Raw genomic sequence first — 15,970 nt, 5'->3', positions numbered from 1 at the left:
AATTCGCAGTGAATAGTGTGACTGCAAATGTAAAGGCCGCTTATTGACTGATGAGTCGAGCGGTCTTTTTTTTCGATATAACACACGTTCCGTTATACATTTCAGTAGGCGCATTGCAACGGTTCGTTAATTGCGTTTGTCCTCATTGGCAATTTTAATATCAGGTTTATTGGATCCAAGTTTGAATCCGGGGGAAGAACGATTGGGCGCTACTGCCGCCTGTATGTCACGGCGGGCTTGACCTTGACGGCAATAGCAAAGTTCCAATAAATATTATCGTGTCCATTGAAAATAATGATTATCAAGGGCCGCAGAATAACGTAAGTTACGCTCAGTCCATCGTTAATGGCACATAGCCACCCGCTGATCGGATGGTTGTGGTGTTTTATTAAGGAAGTTTCAGTCAGGGCCGACAACGCAGCAATAAGAACCCTGATAATTACTCCCTTGCCGAGACCCGCCCATGTCCACTCCTTCTGCAAACTCATCTGTCGAATCTGCCATCGATCTGAACTCTTTGATGAATGCCATCAATCATTCCCAGGCGATGATCGAGTTTGATCTGGAAGGAAACATACTGCAGGCCAACAGCAATTTTCTCGACAAGGTGGGCTATCGCTTCGAAGAAGTGCAGGGCCGCCATCATCGTATGTTCTGCACGCCGGAATACGCATCCAGCCCCGAATATGCCGAGTTTTGGCGAAAGCTGGCGATCGGGCAGTTTGATCAAGGGCAGTACAAAAGGCTAGGTAAAGGCGGCAAGGAAATCTGGCTGCAGGCGACTTATAACCCGATTCTCAATCAGGCTGGCGAGCCATTCAAAGTGGTTAAGTTCGCCACGGATATCACCGAACAACGTATGCGCAATGCTGAATATGAGGGCAAGGTCGAGGCCATTCAGCGTTCTCAAGGCGTGATCGAGTTTGACCTGAATGGTCGAGTGCTGGCAGCCAATGAAAACTTCCTGAATGTTCTCGGCTATCGCCTGGATGAGGTGTTGGGCCAGCACCACCGCATGTTCTGTGATGATCAATACCTCAACAGCCCGGCCTATCGGGCTTTCTGGGCCAAGCTTGAGCGTGGTGAATACGATTCAGGCGAGTACATGCGGCTGGGCAAGGGCGGGCGTGAAGTCTGGATCAGTGCAACCTACAACCCGATTTTTGACCCGGATGGCCGCCCGTACAAGGTCGTGAAGTTTGCCAACGATGTCACTGACGTGCGCACCCGCAATGCCGAATTTGTGGGCAAAGTCACGGCGATCGAGCGCTCTCAAGCCGTTATCGAGTTTGATCTGACCGGTAAAGTACTGTCCGCCAACACCAACTTCCTCAACGTATTCGGCTATGAACTGGACGAAGTGATCGGCCAGCCGCACCGCATGTTCTGCACCGAAGAATTTGGTTCCAGCATGGGCTATCGCGAGCTGTGGGAGAAACTGGGGCGGGGCGAATACGACACCAATGAATACCGACGCAAGCGTAAGGACGGCAAGGAAATCTGGATTCAGGCGACTTACAACCCGATTCTCAACTCCCACGGCCAGCCATATAAAGTCGTCAAGTTTGCGCTGGACGTCACTGAGATCAAAGAAAGCAGTGCTGAGCGCCAAGGCAAGGTCAATGCGATTGATCGCGCGCAAGCGGTAATCGAGTTTGATATGGCTGGCAATATTCTTGATGCCAACGCCAACTTCCTCAAATCACTGGGTTACAGCCTGCAAGAGCTTCGTGGTCAGCACCACCGGATTTTCTGTGAGGAAGAGTACGTGCGCAGCACCGCCTATCGCGAGTTCTGGCATGACTTGTCTCAAGGGCAGTTTTTCTCTGGACGGTTCATGCGCTTGAGCAAGTTCGGCCAGCACATCTGGATTCAGGCGACGTACAACCCGGTTTTCGACAGTGATGGCAAACCTTATAAAGTGGTGAAGTTCGCCACTGACATCACTCAACAGGTCGAGCTGGAAGAAGCGATCGAGGCCAAGACCCGGGCCATGGACGCATCGGTACAAAACCTGATGAGCGCCATTTCCTATGTGGCGCAGAGCACCGATCAGGCCACTGACCTGGCCAGGCTGACACGGGAGCAGGCCAGTCAAGGCTCGCAAACGCTGGTCAAGGCCGCAGAAGCCATGGCCATGATTGGCAAGTCCGCTGAAGATATTCAGGACATCATTCAGGTCATCAGTGAAATCGCCAGCCAGACCAATATGCTCGCGTTCAACGCAGCCATCGAAGCGGCGCGGGCCGGTGAGCATGGTCTGGGCTTCTCGGTGGTGGCTGATGAGGTGCGCAAGCTGGCCGAGAAGTCCTCGCTGGCCACCAAGGAAATCAACAAACTGATTCTGGAAACCGTCAGCCGTATAAAATCCGGTAGCGAGATTTCCTTGAGTGCCGGCAGTGCGTTCGAGCAGATCGTCAATGGCGTCAACGAGACCACCGTGGCCATCGACAGCATCAATGCCGCAACCGCCAAACAAATGGATTCGGCAGGCGAGGTGGAAACGCTCATTTTCGAATTGCACCAGACCAAGGTTGGCAATGAGCAAGGCGCTGTGAATGTCAGTGCCCGCACCCGTAAAAACTCCGGGCTGCCTGCATGAACACGCTGCGCGCCTACGGCGTGGTGCAGATAAACGGTGCGTTTCTGGGCATCGAAGCTACCTCGTTAATGGAGGCCGTTCACTGGCCGACCAATCTGCAGCGCCATCCGGTCACACGCGGTGTGTTGGCCGGGGTTTTCACCTTGCGGGGCAGACCGGTTCCGTTGGTGGATCTACGACCTTTGCTCAGCGACGACATGCCGGAGCAACGGCCAACCCCGCTGGTTGCCATCCTCAAGTACAACGGCGGCCTGTTGGGTGTTGCCATTGATGCGGTGTGCGACATCGTCAAGGCTGCCGACTCTCAACTCTGTACGTTGGGGCCGGGCGGCGAGGGCAGCGGGCTGATACCCACGTTGATCATGACCGGTGATGACAGTCGCTTGATCTACATGCTGGACCTTGCGTTTCTCGCCAGCCTGCCAGGCGTATTGTTCGCGGCAGATACCGCAGCCGCGCTGGTTAGCCAACAGGCCCTGCAAGCAAAAAGTCAGTTACGTCACTATCTGGTGTTCGAGTGTGACGGGCAGCATTTCAGTATTGATGCCAGCGTGGTCACCGAGTTGGTGGACAAGCCACAGATCGCGCCCACCGACTTCGGCAATGGCTACTGCCTGGGCGTGACGGTGATTCGCGACACTAAAATTCCGGTTTTGAGCCTGTCCCACGTGCTGGGTTTTGACGGCAGTAACGCGCACGCCAAAAGCCAGCTTCTGTTGCTGACGGCGGCAGACGGCAGGGTGTGCGGCTTCGGCTACGATCGAATGGTTGCCATTGAGCGGCGAGACCCGCAAAGCCTGCTGCCCATGCCCGGCTATGGCTTGCGCGAGCCTGAACTGTTGGCGGGTGTAATGAACCTCGCTGAAGGATTGCAGGCTGTCTTGATCAATCATCAGGCTTTGCTGGAGCGACCCGGCGTCAAGAACTACGCCGAGCTTTACCAGACCCAGCCGCAGTCATCAGAGAGCCGGGCAAGCAAGGCGAAAGCGGTCATGCGTCAGGCCTGTCTGTTGTTCAAGTCGCCGACCCAGTTCGTGGCACCGCTCAGCCAGATACTGGAAATCCTTTCGATACCCACGCACATGATCGGCCTTGCCCAGCCGGAAAATCACTTGCTGGGGCAATTCAATCTGCGTGGCGAACAGCTCCCGCTGGTATGCCTGAGCAGCTTGATCGAGTCGTTGCCACAACCTCATACGCCTCTGTCGCGGGTGCTGGTTGTCAGAGGGGACACGTTGACGTTCGGTTTTGCAGTATCTCAGGTTGAAGCCATTGATTCCTTCAACCAGTTCGATCCGACCATGCTTGCCCAAGGTTGGCAGACCAATGCGGGCAAAGTAGTGTCGGTCAATGACCGGGCTCGCTCGCTGGTGAGCATCGGCAGTGGCGCAAACAGTTGGCGGGCTACTCTGATGGACCTGCAGGGTATTGCCCGGCAGCTGGAAGCACGGCTGTTGCAGCCTTCCAGCGCCGTCGCCTGAAACGTTTTTTTATCAGCCAGTGGTCATCGACAACGCCGCCAGTGCGCCTAGCAGCGCGGGTGGCATGACCAGAATCCCCAGCCGTAAAAAGCCCATGGCGGTGACGTTTTCGCCTTCGCGACGGATGGCAATCAACCAGAGCAAGGTTGCCAGCGAGCCGGTGATCGAAAGGTTGGGGCCAAGATCGACGCCGATCACCAATGCACTGGTGGTCGCTGTCGGCAGCTGTGCGATATGGCCGACTGACCCGGCGATCAGGCCGGCCGGAAGATTGTTGATCAGGTTGCTGGTGATCGCCACGCTCACGCCTGCTACCCAGCTGGCTTGAGTGGCAGAATGGTCGGCGAGTGATTTCAGCGCATGGGCCAGATGATCGATAACGCCGGTCAGTGCCAGCCCCTCTACCAGCACGAACAAACCTGCCACCAGCGGCAACACTCCCCAGGAGACCGCCTTGATCACTGGCAGTGGGTTGAGCCGCTGGCGGATATGAATCAGTGCGGCGGTAGCGACACCCGCACAAAACGTGGGCAACCCAAGTTGCACGCCGAATGCCGATGCGCTCAGTAAGACGATGCCGGTCAGCACTATGCCGAACGCTGTCAGACGTGCACCGCTGGACAGCGGTTGCAAGGTGATGTTCGTGGCCAGAGGCTTACGCAGATGAGTGCGCTGTGCAAGGCGTAACACCAGATAGGTCAGGCCGATGGCGGCAATCGAAGGCAAGCTGAAATGCCAGAGCCAAGTGGTCAGCGGCGGCATGTTGCTGCCGAATATCACCAGGTTTGCAGGGTTCGAGATTGGCAAGACAAAACTGGCCGCGTTGGCGATAAAGGCGCAGATAAAAAGATAAGGCAACGGTTCGGCCTTGGCGGCACGGGCTGCGGCGTATACGGCGGGGGTCAGAACAACGGCGGTCGCGTCGTTGGACAGAAACACCGTGACCAGTGTGCCGACCAGAAACACCAGGTCGAACAGGCGTTGTCCCGAGCCTTTTGCATGTTTGGCAGCCAGCATGGCCAGCCAGTCGAACAGGCCTTGTTGTCGGGCCAGCTCGGCCAGGACCATCATGCCGATCAGAAACAGGTAGACGTCACCACCTTCCGCCACCGCGCCAAGCGCCTTGTGCAGAGGGATAAATCCCAGCGCCGTGAGCAGTGCGGCCGCACCCAGAGCCCAGACAAATTCCGGCACTCGCCATGGCCGTGTAATCACGCCGCAGATGGCTATGGCGGCGACGATCCAGATAACCGTTGCAGGGTCGAATGCGGACATTTGTGGTACTCGAGAGGCAGGCTCCTCTCAGACCGGTGGTGATGAGGACAAGTTCGTCAGTAAGGCAGATTTGGAATGCGCTTTGATGCTGCTGAAACGCGGCTTTCGTGTGGCAAGCATTGGACTTGTAGGAGTGAGCTTGCTCGCGATCACGTCAGGTCAGACGACATCTTCTTAACAGATCGACAGCTATCGCGAGCAAGCTCACTCCTACAGGCCCCTTGTTTCTGCGCGACAGCGTGGCGTCTGGACTACGGAGGCGCTACAGGTGTTGTGCTTTGCCTGATAGAGATCTATCAGGCAAAGGTCTCGCATCACGCAGCAGTATCGAGATACTTGCCGACCGGCTTATTGCCGCTCGTGTCGTAACGCTCGGTCAGCGCGGCAACCATGCGGCTCAAGGCTTGAGAGGCTTTGGTGTCGGTGCTGGTACTGCCGTTTGAGGTGGCGCTCAGCGCGCTGGTAAATTCGTCAGCGCTGATGCTGCCGTCGCCATCAGCGTCCAGTGAGCTGAACAACTGATCGCTGGTTTCCTGCGTTGCCACCGGCGGTGCAGGAGGCTGTTGTGGTTGCAGGCTGGCGGTCAGTTCTTCGAGGCTGACAGTGCCATCTTCATTGGTGTCCAGCGCATCAAACACCTGTGCACTGTCGGCGGTGCTGCCCGCGCTGCTCAAGCCTGCGGTCAGTTCGTCACTGTTGATCGTGCCGTCGCCATCGGTGTCCAGCGCGCTGAGCAGATCCTCGGCAACATCGGTCGCTGGTTGACCGCCCGGAGGTGGTGGCGGTGCCGTGATTGCCGCCAGTTCATCGGCGTCGAGGCTGTCATCGTCGTTGGCGTCCAGGTCGCTGAACGCTTTGCTCAGGCTGACGGTGATGCCGTCCTTGCTGTCGGAAGATGAGTTTGCAGCGCTCAGCTCATCTTTGCTGATACTGCCGTCGCCATCGGTGTCCAGTTTGGCCAGCAATTGCTCCTGGAATTTCTTGCTCGCGGCGGTACTCGCGCTTGAGCTGGTGTAGCTCGAATAGCTGTTACTATTGACGCCACTGATCATCGGGCTGACTCCCTCAGGTTGATTGATCCGGCGACGGTGCACCGGCTTATCAAGCATCCAGATGGCAGATGTCGAGGGTATGTGGGTTTTGTATCGGTGCAGATACGTGGTCCTGTCAGAACCGCGGCAAGATCACCAGGGCAGTCAGGCCACCACCGGGTGTCTGCGCCAGTGATAATTCACCGCCCATGCGCCGGGCTGCATCACGGGCGATGGTCATGCCCATGCCGACGCCGCCGGAGTTGCGATTACGCGACCCTTCCAGACGGAAAAAAGGCTCAAACACGGTTTCATGATGTTCGACGGGGATTCCCGGGCCGTGGTCGATGACCCTGATGCTCACCTGCTGCGCCTCATCATGAATCTCGACCCGTGCCTGACCGGCATAACGCAGGGCATTGTCAATCAGGTTGTTGATGCACGAGCGCAATGCCATGGGTTGCGTCTTGAGCGGCAGGCACTGGCCGGTGGATTGAACGTCATCACCATTGTCCTGAGCATTTTCAGCCAGGGACTCGATCAGCGCCTGCAAGTCGAACAACTGCACTATTTCGCTGGTGCGCTGCTCATTCAGGTAGGTCAGGGTAGCGTCGAGCATGCCAATCATGTCGTTCAGGTCCTGAGTCATCTGCCCATGCAGCTTTGGCTCGTCGATCTGCTCGACCCGCAACTTCAGACGCGACAACGGTGTGCGCAGGTCATGGGAAACCGCAGCCAACATGCGCCCGCGCTGCTGCACCTGTTCGCGGATGCGTTGCTGCATCAGGTTGAATGTCTGCGCTGCCTGACGTGCTTCCCTCGGCCCCGTGACTTCCATGGGCGGACTGTCGAGGTTTTCGCTGAGCCTTTCGGCAGCGTTACTCAGACGCTGGATCGGCCTGCTCAAGGCCTTGGCGCCATACCATGCAGCAATCACCAGGGTGATCAACTGGAAGATCAGCGGCACCACCGGCCCCCGGAAAAACGGCGGCTTGTGATCGGGCGGAGGGCGGTCATCCGAGCCTTGGAAGGGAGGCGCGCTCATCTGCTGCCCTGACTGCTCGTGCATGGGTGGCGGTGGCGGTGGCGGGAATCCATACAACCTGAACCACATGAACGCCAGCAAATGTGCAAGCAGAATAGCGATCAATGCCCCCCCGAACAGGCGGGCGAACAGTGTGTCAGCAGAGCGGATCAACCGATGTCCCTTGCATCGAACAGATAACCCTCACCGCGAACGGTTTTGATCAACTGCGGGTTTTTCGGATCGTCGCCCAGTTTCTGCCGCAAGCGCGAGACCAGTAGGTCAATGCTCCGGTCAAACGCTTCAATCGAGCGACCGCGTGCGGCATCAAGCAGTTGTTCGCGGCTCAGCACCCGGCGAGGGCGTTCGAGGAATACGCGTAACAAGCGGAATTCAGCATTGGACAGCGGCACCACGAGGCCATCGGCAGCGGTCAACTGGCGCAGCACACTATTAAGCCGCCAGGCATCGAAGCGCACGATGGAACGCTCATCGTTACGATCATCGCGCACGCGGCGCAGCACGGTCTGGATGCGCGCCACGAGCTCCCGGGGCTCGAAGGGCTTGGCCATGTAGTCGTCAGCGCCCAGTTCAAGGCCAATGATCCTGTCGGTGGGTTCGCATCGTGCTGTAAGCATGAGGATCGGGATGTCCGAGGTCCCGCGCAGCCAGCGGCACAGTGACAGGCCATCTTCGCCGGGCAGCATCAGGTCGAGGACGATGACGTCGAAGTTCTCTTCTTCGAGCGCTTGGCGCATTTCGGTGCCGTCGGTCACGCCCCGGCACTGGATATTGAAGCGCGCCAGGTAATCGCAGAGCAGTTCGCGGATAGGGATGTCATCGTCGACGATCAGGGCGCGGGTGTTCCAGCGCTGGTCGTTGTTCTGTGGGGTTTCAGCGGTGGTGTCGGGAGTTGATTGCATGATGCGACTGCTGCCTGGTGATGCCGCCATCACTGGCCGCTATTGATGATCAACGCTACCCGCCATGCTACTTCGCCGGGAGGCGCGGCGAAAGGGTGGCGTGGGGGGATGTCGGGGGCGTGTCTGGTGTGTATCGGGGTTGGTACAAAGGTTTTGGGTGTAGAGGTTTTTTTGCGTACACAGAAACCAATGAATGGCCAATTCCAATGCATGCCATTCGTTCCAAACCGCCGCACGCCGCGATCTTTACGCCATCTTTACGCCGCACTAACCCCCTCGCTCTCGTTCCTTTACACCCTCAATCCCGACAATTAACCACACGCGGCAATCGCCGTAGAGACGGAGTATTTCGATGAGCGTTGTGGACGGGGTGTCACTGTTGTTAGCCGCAGGGCTGTTCATCTACCTACTGGTTGCGCTGCTACGCGCAGGCCGGAACTAGGAGACGAGCTGCCATGCACAGTTATGACTATCTACTGATTCTGGCTTTCCTGGCATTGGTGCTCTTGCCCGCGCCATTGTTAGGACGTTTTTACTACCGAGTGGTGGAAGGCGAACGCACCTGGCTGACGCCGGTTCTGCGACCGGTTGAAAACATCTGCTATCGCCTGTCGGGCGTTGACCCCACTGTCGAGCAGAACTGGAAGGCTTACCTCTGGGCTTTGCTGGCTTTTAACCTCGTCGGTTTTTTGCTGCTGTTCGCCATGTTGCTGGGGCAGGGCGCTCTGCCCTTGAACCCACAGCAATTGCCGGGCATGGAGTGGTCACTCGCGTTCAACACCGCGATGAGTTTTGTCACCAATACCAACTGGCAAGCCTACAGCGGTGAAGCATCGCTCAGCTACCTGAGCCAGATGGCAGGCCTGACCGTGCAGAACTTCGTCAGCGCCGCCACCGGTGTGGCCGTGCTGTTGGCGTTCTGCCGGGGGATCAGCCGTCGTTCGACGCAGAACCTCGGCAACTTCTGGACCGACATGACCCGCGTTACGCTCTACGGCTTGTTGCCATTATGCGTCGTGTTGGCGTTACTGCTGGTCTGGCAGGGCGTACCGCAAAACTTCGCTCACTATATTGACGCAATGACCCTGCAAGGCGCTGATCAAAGCCTGCCCTTGGGCCCGGCTGCCAGCCAGATTGCGATCAAACAATTGGGTACCAACGGTGGTGGCTTCTTCGGCGTCAATTCGGCGCACCCGTTCGAGAATCCGACCGCATGGAGCAACCTGTTTCAGTTGGCTTCGATCCTGCTGATTCCGGCGGCGCTGGTATTTACCTTCGGCCACTACGTCAAGGACATGCGCCAGAGCCGGGCGATCATGGCCTGCATGCTGGTGTTGCTGATGATTGGCGGTGCGGTGTCGATGTGGGCCGAGTACCAGCCCAATCCCGCGCTGAATATTGCCAACGTGGAACAGACGGCGCCGCTGGAAGGCAAGGAAAGCCGTTTCGGGACCACCGGCACGGTGTTGTGGGCCACGGCAACCACGGCGGCGTCCAACGGCTCGGTGAATGGCATGCATGACAGCCTGAACCCGCTGAGCAGCATGGTCGCACTGGCCAACATGATGGTCGGCGAAGTGATTTTCGGCGGCGTGGGCGTGGGCCTTAACGGCATGCTGCTCAATGTACTGATCGCGGTGTTTCTTGCAGGCTTGATGATCGGTCGTACGCCGGAATATCTGGGCAAAAAACTGCAAGCCAACGAGGTCAAGCTGCTGGTTGCGACCTTGCTGGTAATGCCCGTTGGTGTGCTCGTACTCGGTGCCATCGCCGCGAGTCTGCCGGGGCCGATGGCCTCGGTGAGCAACCCTGGCCCGCACGGTTTCAGTCAGTTGCTCTACGCCTATACCTCGGCCACCGCCAACAACGGCTCGGCGTTCGGCGGTTTCAGCGCCAACACCGTGTTCCATAACCTGATGCTCAGTCTGGCGATGTTCATCGGCCGCTTCGGCTACATCCTGCCGGTACTGGCACTGGCTGGCAGCCTGGCGATGAAGAAGAGTGCGCCGCTGGGCCTGAACAGTTTCCCGACCCATGGCCCGCTGTTTGTCACCTTGTTGACCATGACGATCCTGATTGTCGGCGGCCTGACGTTCCTGCCGACCCTGGCTCTAGGGCCGATTGCCGAACATTTGAGTCTGGGTTTCTGAGGAGCCGACCATGAATATGCACATTGCCAAACCTGCATCGCCCGAACCAAAACCCGCGCAAGCGCAACCTGTGGCTGAGGCGGTGAAAACCGGTTTCGCAGCGCTGTGGCGTCCGGCGCTGATCCAGGCGTTTGTCAAACTCGATCCCCGTCAGTTGGCACGCTCACCGGTCATGCTGGTGGTGGAGCTGACTGCGATCCTCACCACCGTGTTGTGCCTGATTCCCGACCCGGCCGTCTCCACGGGCGTAGCGGTGCAGATTGCGTTGTGGCTGTGGTTCACCGTGCTGTTCGCCAACTTCGCCGAGGCCTTGGCGGAAGGTCGCGGCAAGGCTCGGGCCGACAGTCTCAAGGCGGGCAGCGAAGGCTTGAAGGCGCGCCGTCGTGATGAGTCGGGAGGCTTCAGCGTGGTTAACGCGAGCCTGCTGCGCAAAGGCGATGTGGTGCGCGTCGAAGCCGGGGAAATGATCCCCGGCGACGGCGAAGTCATTGAAGGTATCGCTGCGGTCAACGAAGCGGCGATTACCGGTGAGTCCGCGCCGGTCATTCGCGAGTCCGGTGGTGATCGCTCGGCAGTGACCGGCAATACCCGGCTGGTTTCAGACTGGTTACTGGTACGCATCAGCAGCAACCCCGGCGAGTCCACGCTGGACCGGATGATCGCGCTGGTGGAGGGTGCCAAACGGCAGAAAACCCCCAACGAGGTGGCGCTGGATATCCTCCTGATCGGCCTGACGCTGATCTTCCTGTTGGTGGTCGTGACCCTGCAACCCTTCGCGCATTTTGCGGGCGGCAGTTTGCCGCTGGTGTTCCTGGTGGCGCTGCTGGTCACGCTGATTCCGACGACTATTGGCGGCTTGCTGTCGGCCATCGGTATTGCCGGGATGGACCGTCTGGTGCGCCTCAACGTAATCGCCAAGTCCGGGCGTGCCGTGGAAGCAGCAGGTGACGTACACGTGCTGCTGTTGGACAAGACCGGCACCATCACCTTCGGCAACCGTCGTTGCAGTGCACTCTATGCAGCGCCGGGTGTTACCCCGAAAGAACTCAGCGAGGCCGCGCTACTGGCCTCGCTGGCTGACGATACGGCGGAAGGTAAATCCATCGTCGAGTACCTGCGCAACCTACACCCGATGGTTGAGCCAAAACCTGCTGACGTAACGGGCGTGCCATTCAGTGCTGAAACCCGGTTGTCTGGCGTGGACTATCAGAACCGTGTGTATCGCAAAGGCGCAGTGGATTCGCTGCTGGCTTTTGTCGACATGCAACGCAGTGACTTGCCCGCATCACTGGCCCGGGAAATTGACGGCATTGCCAAAACCGGTGGCACGCCGCTGCTGGTCTGTATCGACAAGAAGTTGATCGGCGCGATTCACCTCAAGGACGTGGTCAAGCCTGGCATTCGCGAACGCTTTGCCGAACTGCGTAAGCTAGGCATTCGTACCGTGATGGTGACCGGTGACAACCCGCTGACCGCTGCGGCGATTGCCGCTGAGGCCGGGGTTGATGATGTGTTGGCCGAAGCCACGCCAGAGAAAAAGCTGGAGCGTATTCGAGCCGAACAGAACGACGGTCGTTTGGTAGCGATGTGTGGTGACGGTGCCAACGACGCCCCGGCGCTGGCTCAGGCTGACGTCGGCATGGCAATGAATGACGGTACGCAAGCCGCGCGGGAAGCGGCCAACATGGTCGATCTCGACAGCGACCCGACCAAGCTGCTGGACGTGGTGCAGATCGGCAAGGAATTGCTGGTGACGCGTGGCGCGCTGACCACCTTTTCGATTGCCAACGACATCGCCAAATACTTCGCGATCCTGCCTGCGCTGTTCGCGGCGATTTATCCGCAACTGGCTGTGCTGAACATCATGCAACTGGCCAGCCCACAGAGCGCGATTCTTTCGGCCATCGTGTTCAACGCTTTGATCATCGTGGTGCTGATCCCGCTGGCCTTGCGCGGTGTACGCGTGCAGGCCGCCAGCGCGGCGCAACTGTTACGGCGCAACCTGTTGATCTACGGATTGGGCGGGATAGTGGTGCCGTTTGTGGGCATCAAGCTGATTGACATGATTCTGGTTGGCTTGGGGTTGGTTTAACTGAAGGAAAACTGACCTGTGGGAGCTGGGCTTGCCCGCGATTATTTGTGAACCCGATCGCGAGCAAGCTCTGCTCCCACAAGAGGTTGCATTTCAAATTCGATTTATGAGGATTCTCACCATGTCCACCATCATCCGTCCCGCCCTGAGCCTTCTGGTCTTGATGACCCTCATCACCGGCGTCGCTTACCCGTTGGCCGTCACCGGCGTTGCTCAGGTCGCTTTCCCTGATCAGGCCAACGGCAGTTTGATCCACGATGCCGACGGCAAGGTTCGCGGCTCGCAGTTGATCGCGCAGTCCTTCGCTGGAGACGAGTGGTTTCACTCGCGGCCTTCTGCAGGCGCTTTTGCCACGGTTGCCAGTGGTGCCAGCAACCTTTCCCCGAGCAATCCGGCACTCGCTACGCGGATCACTGAAGATGCCGCGAAAGAAGTCGTGCCAGGTCAGGGTCCGGTGCCGCTGGCGCTGCTGACGACTTCCGGCAGCGGTCTTGATCCGCACCTTTCACCTGAGGCCGTGGCGTACCAGACTGCAAGGGTTGCCGCAGCGCGCAAGCTGCCCCTGGAGAAAGTCCAGAGCTTGATCGAGGCCAATACCTCGCGGCCGTTGATCGGTCCGCCAGTGGTTAATGTTTTGAACTTGAATCGCAGCCTGAATGAGTTACCGTCTGCGCAACAACAAGCACAGCTTTGAGTGAGCAATATGAGTGATTCCGGCCGTGCCGATGCGTTACTAGCCGAAATGCCCGGAGACGGGCGCGGTCGGCTCAAAGTGTTTCTCGGTGCTGCGCCGGGGGTGGGCAAGACCTACGCCATGTTGCAGGCCGCTCACACTCAGTTGCGCCAGGGTGTGGCGCTGATCGCTGGCGTCGTCGAAACCCATGGCCGGGCCGAGACTGAAGCGCTGCTGGGCGGTTTACCGCAGCAGCCCTTGGTTCGCTCGGAGTATCGCGGCGTGACCCTGGAAGAAATGGACCTCGACGGGCTGCTCAGGCTCAAGCCGAAACTGGTGCTGGTAGACGAACTGGCCCACAGCAACGCCCCCGGCAGTCGTCATGCAAAACGCTGGCAGGATATTCAGGAGTTGCTGGCTGCCGGTATCGACGTCTACACCACGGTCAACGTTCAGCATCTGGAAAGCCTCAACGATCAGGTGCGGGGTATTACCGGCGTGCAGGTCCGGGAAACCTTGCCGGACTGGGTGTTGCAGGAAGCCTACGAACTGGTGCTGATCGACCTGCCACCCCGAGAGCTGCTGGAGCGTTTACGCGACGGCAAGGTGTACGTGCCGGAGCAGGCGCGTGCGGCCATCGACGCGTTTTTCACCCAGACCAACCTGACCGCCTTGCGTGAGCTGGCGATGCAGACGGCTGCGGCTCAAGTCGATGACGACCTGGCTCAGGGCTATCGACAGTTAGGGCAGGCTGCACCGGCTGTTCGTGGCCGTCTGTTGGTCGCCGTCGATGGCGATGCTCACGCCGATCGTCTGGTGCGCCACGCCAGCCGTGTCGCTCAGCGGCGGCATCTGCCGTGGAGCCTGGTGCATGTGGACAACGGTCGGCCGTTCGATGAGCAAAATCGTGCTCGTCTGCAGAGTGCTCAGCAACTGGCCGAGCGGCTGGGCGGTGAAGTGGTGCTGTTGCGTGCCGGGGAAGTGGCGAGAACCTTGATCCAGCATGCGGGTGAACGGCGAGCCAGTGTGGTCCTGGTCGGCCAGTCGCAGCCAAGACTGCGCCGTCGCTGGTTCGGTGGCGGGGTGGCTGAACGTTTGCTTCGTGAAGCCCACGGGCTGGAAATCAGTGTGCTGGACAGTGAGCCTTTGCCGGATCAGCCTCGTGTGCGCTCTTCGCGTCCTGCACGCTGGCAGGACTATTTACTCGCGGTCGTGGCCACGCTGTTGGCCAGTGCTCTGGCCTGGGCCGTGTCCAGCGTGCTGGACTTGCCGAACATCTCGCTGGTGTTTCTGGCAGCGGTGCTGCTGGTGGCGGTACGGACCAGTACGGGACCCGCGCTGGCGTGTTCGATCCTGTCGTTTCTGGCCTATGACTTTTTGTTCATAACACCGAGCTTTTCCCTGAGCATCCAGCGCGAAGAAGACGTGCTGACCTTGTTGTTTTTCCTGTTGATGTCGGCTTTGACCGGTAATCTCGCGGCTCGCCAACGTCGACAAATGCAGGCGCTGCGCGAAACACAGGAAGAAACCAGCGAGTTGCTCGACCTGTCGCGCAAGTTGACTGCAGCGACCGATCGTCAGGCCGTGATAAGTGCTGCCGGGCAGCACCTGAGCGGCTGGCAGGAGCTGGACATTTGCCTGCTTGACCGTGACGGCGCAAATGGCTGGAAAGTGCAAAGTGGTATCGCTCAGCTCTCCGAGCCTGAGCGCGCGGCGGCTGACTGGGCCTGGCAACATGATCAGCCGGCTGGGCACGGCACCGGCACGCTGCCGTCCAGTCGCTGGTGGTGGTACCCCTTGTCAGGCGAGGACGGGCCATTGGCGTTGCTGGGTGTCAGTGCCCATGCTGGCCAGGATTTCAGCGCGCAGCGGCGTCGGCTATTGATCGCGCTGACCCAGCCGCTGGCTCAGGCCCTGGCTCGGGCGCAATTGGCAGATGATCTGGAAGCGGCGCGTTTGCACGGCGAAACCGAGCAGCTACGCAGTGCGTTGCTGGCATCGGTGTCCCATGATCTGCGCACCCCGCTGACGGCCATGCGCGGCAGTATCGACAGCCTGTTGGCGCTGGGCGAAGCCATCCCTCTGGAAGATCGTCGGGAACTGCTTGAAGGCACCCGCGACGAAGCCGAGCGTCTGGACCGCTACATCCAGAACCTGCTCGACATGACCCGTCTCGGACACGGCGCGTTGAAGCTGGCCCGGGACTGGGTTTCGCCGGGTGATATCGTCGGCAGCGCGCTGAACCGGCTGCGTGCGGTAATGGCCCCACTGCAAGTGACGACTTTGTTGCCTGCCGAGTTGCCGCTGCTGTATGTGCATGCGGCGTTAATCGAGCAGGCGTTGGTCAATGTGCTGGAGAACGCTGCGCGTTTTTCACCTGCCAACGGGCGCCTGGAGCTGGAAGCCGGGGCCATCGACGGCGAGCTGTTCTTTGCGGTCAGCGATGAGGGGCCGGGCATTCCGGAAGAGGAGCGGGCAAAGATTTTCGACATGTTCTACACCGCTGCCCGGGGCGATCGTGGCGGGCAGGGCACCGGTTTGGGTTTAGCCATCTGTCAGGGCATGGTGGGTGCGCACGGCGGGCGGATCAGCGTCGGGCAGGGCATTGATGGTCATGGCACGTGCATCACATTATATTTGCCGCTGCAGGCTCAGCCTCAAGGCGAAAGCGAAGCAGAGCTGCTCTCTTGAGCCTGCTTTTCGTTAAAGAATCAGGGTA

At 59.1% G+C, this 15,970-nt stretch carries 11 protein-coding genes; 7 read left to right on the top strand and 4 right to left on the bottom strand.

Features of this window, described 5'->3' with window-relative positions; all coding sequences use genetic code 11:
* Positions 1–463: 463 nt before the first annotated feature.
* Positions 464–2,602 (top strand): methyl-accepting chemotaxis protein, encoded by a 2,139-nt coding sequence (locus ACYASS_RS20335; RefSeq protein ID WP_463587440.1) that lies wholly within the window; start codon positions 464–466, stop codon positions 2,600–2,602.
* Entirely contained in the window at positions 2,599–4,083 is a 1,485-nt protein-coding gene (locus ACYASS_RS20330; protein ID WP_463587439.1) for a chemotaxis protein CheW, read from the top strand. Before ACYASS_RS20335 ends, ACYASS_RS20330 begins: the two co-directional genes overlap by 4 nt.
* A 12-nt stretch (positions 4,084–4,095) precedes the next feature.
* Here ACYASS_RS20330 and ACYASS_RS20325 read toward each other — a convergent pair whose 3' ends face one another.
* The 4 genes from ACYASS_RS20325 to ACYASS_RS20310 all read right to left on the bottom strand — a co-directional run bounded on the left by ACYASS_RS20325 (position 4,096) and on the right by ACYASS_RS20310 (position 8,336).
* A complete protein-coding gene (locus ACYASS_RS20325) occupies positions 4,096–5,358 on the bottom strand; it encodes an arsenic transporter (RefSeq protein WP_463587438.1) in 1,263 nt (420 codons plus the stop codon).
* Between the two features lie 314 nt (positions 5,359–5,672).
* Complete coding sequence (gene xopAW, locus ACYASS_RS20320; RefSeq protein WP_463587437.1) at positions 5,673–6,410, bottom strand: XopAW family type III secretion system calcium-binding effector; 738 nt, start codon at positions 6,408–6,410, stop codon at positions 5,673–5,675.
* Positions 6,411–6,525: 115 nt separating this feature from the next.
* Entirely contained in the window at positions 6,526–7,587 is a 1,062-nt protein-coding gene (locus ACYASS_RS20315; RefSeq protein ID WP_463587436.1) for a sensor histidine kinase, read from the bottom strand.
* Positions 7,584–8,336, bottom strand: coding sequence for a response regulator (locus ACYASS_RS20310; RefSeq protein WP_243249089.1), 753 nt, complete (start codon positions 8,334–8,336; stop codon positions 7,584–7,586). The genes ACYASS_RS20315 and ACYASS_RS20310 overlap by 4 nt, the downstream gene beginning before the upstream one ends.
* Before the next feature lie 352 nt (positions 8,337–8,688).
* On the opposite strand from ACYASS_RS20310, the gene kdpF reads away from it, so the two are divergent.
* From kdpF to ACYASS_RS20285, 5 genes are all read left to right on the top strand, one after another.
* A complete protein-coding gene (gene kdpF / locus ACYASS_RS20305; protein ID WP_243249090.1) occupies positions 8,689–8,778 on the top strand; it encodes a K(+)-transporting ATPase subunit F in 90 nt (29 codons plus the stop codon).
* Positions 8,779–8,791: 13 nt separating this feature from the next.
* Complete coding sequence (gene kdpA / locus ACYASS_RS20300; RefSeq protein ID WP_463587435.1) at positions 8,792–10,486, top strand: potassium-transporting ATPase subunit KdpA; 1,695 nt, start codon at positions 8,792–8,794, stop codon at positions 10,484–10,486.
* A gap of 16 nt (positions 10,487–10,502) precedes the next feature.
* Positions 10,503–12,578, top strand: coding sequence for a potassium-transporting ATPase subunit KdpB (kdpB, locus tag ACYASS_RS20295; RefSeq protein WP_463587495.1), 2,076 nt, complete (start codon positions 10,503–10,505; stop codon positions 12,576–12,578).
* Positions 12,579–12,699: 121 nt separating this feature from the next.
* Entirely contained in the window at positions 12,700–13,272 is a 573-nt protein-coding gene (gene kdpC / locus ACYASS_RS20290) for a potassium-transporting ATPase subunit KdpC (RefSeq protein ID WP_463587434.1), read from the top strand.
* A 9-nt stretch (positions 13,273–13,281) separates the two neighbouring features.
* The gene (locus ACYASS_RS20285; RefSeq protein WP_463587433.1) at positions 13,282–15,942 is read left to right on the top strand and encodes a DUF4118 domain-containing protein; all 2,661 of its coding nucleotides are present in this window, start codon (positions 13,282–13,284) and stop codon (positions 15,940–15,942) included.
* The last annotated feature ends 28 nt before the right edge of the window (positions 15,943–15,970 follow it).

The organism is Pseudomonas sp. HP_14 (assembly GCF_055283875.1).
The sequence above is the reverse complement of the archived record's forward strand: the minus strand, read 5'-3'. Positions and strand labels throughout refer to the sequence as shown.

Coding starts and splice junctions, on each gene's coding strand:
- xopAW (WP_463587437.1), bottom strand. CDS start 6,410: ATGATCAGTGGCGTCAATAGTAACAGCTATTCGAGCTACACCAGCTCA.
- kdpC (WP_463587434.1), top strand. CDS start 12,700: ATGTCCACCATCATCCGTCCCGCCCTGAGCCTTCTGGTCTTGATGACC.
- ACYASS_RS20335 (WP_463587440.1), top strand. CDS start 464: ATGTCCACTCCTTCTGCAAACTCATCTGTCGAATCTGCCATCGATCTG.
- kdpA (WP_463587435.1), top strand. CDS start 8,792: ATGCACAGTTATGACTATCTACTGATTCTGGCTTTCCTGGCATTGGTG.
- kdpF (WP_243249090.1), top strand. CDS start 8,689: ATGAGCGTTGTGGACGGGGTGTCACTGTTGTTAGCCGCAGGGCTGTTC.
- ACYASS_RS20310 (WP_243249089.1), bottom strand. CDS start 8,336: ATGCAATCAACTCCCGACACCACCGCTGAAACCCCACAGAACAACGAC.
- kdpB (WP_463587495.1), top strand. CDS start 10,503: ATGCACATTGCCAAACCTGCATCGCCCGAACCAAAACCCGCGCAAGCG.
- ACYASS_RS20325 (WP_463587438.1), bottom strand. CDS start 5,358: ATGTCCGCATTCGACCCTGCAACGGTTATCTGGATCGTCGCCGCCATA.
- ACYASS_RS20330 (WP_463587439.1), top strand. CDS start 2,599: ATGAACACGCTGCGCGCCTACGGCGTGGTGCAGATAAACGGTGCGTTT.
- ACYASS_RS20285 (WP_463587433.1), top strand. CDS start 13,282: ATGAGTGATTCCGGCCGTGCCGATGCGTTACTAGCCGAAATGCCCGGA.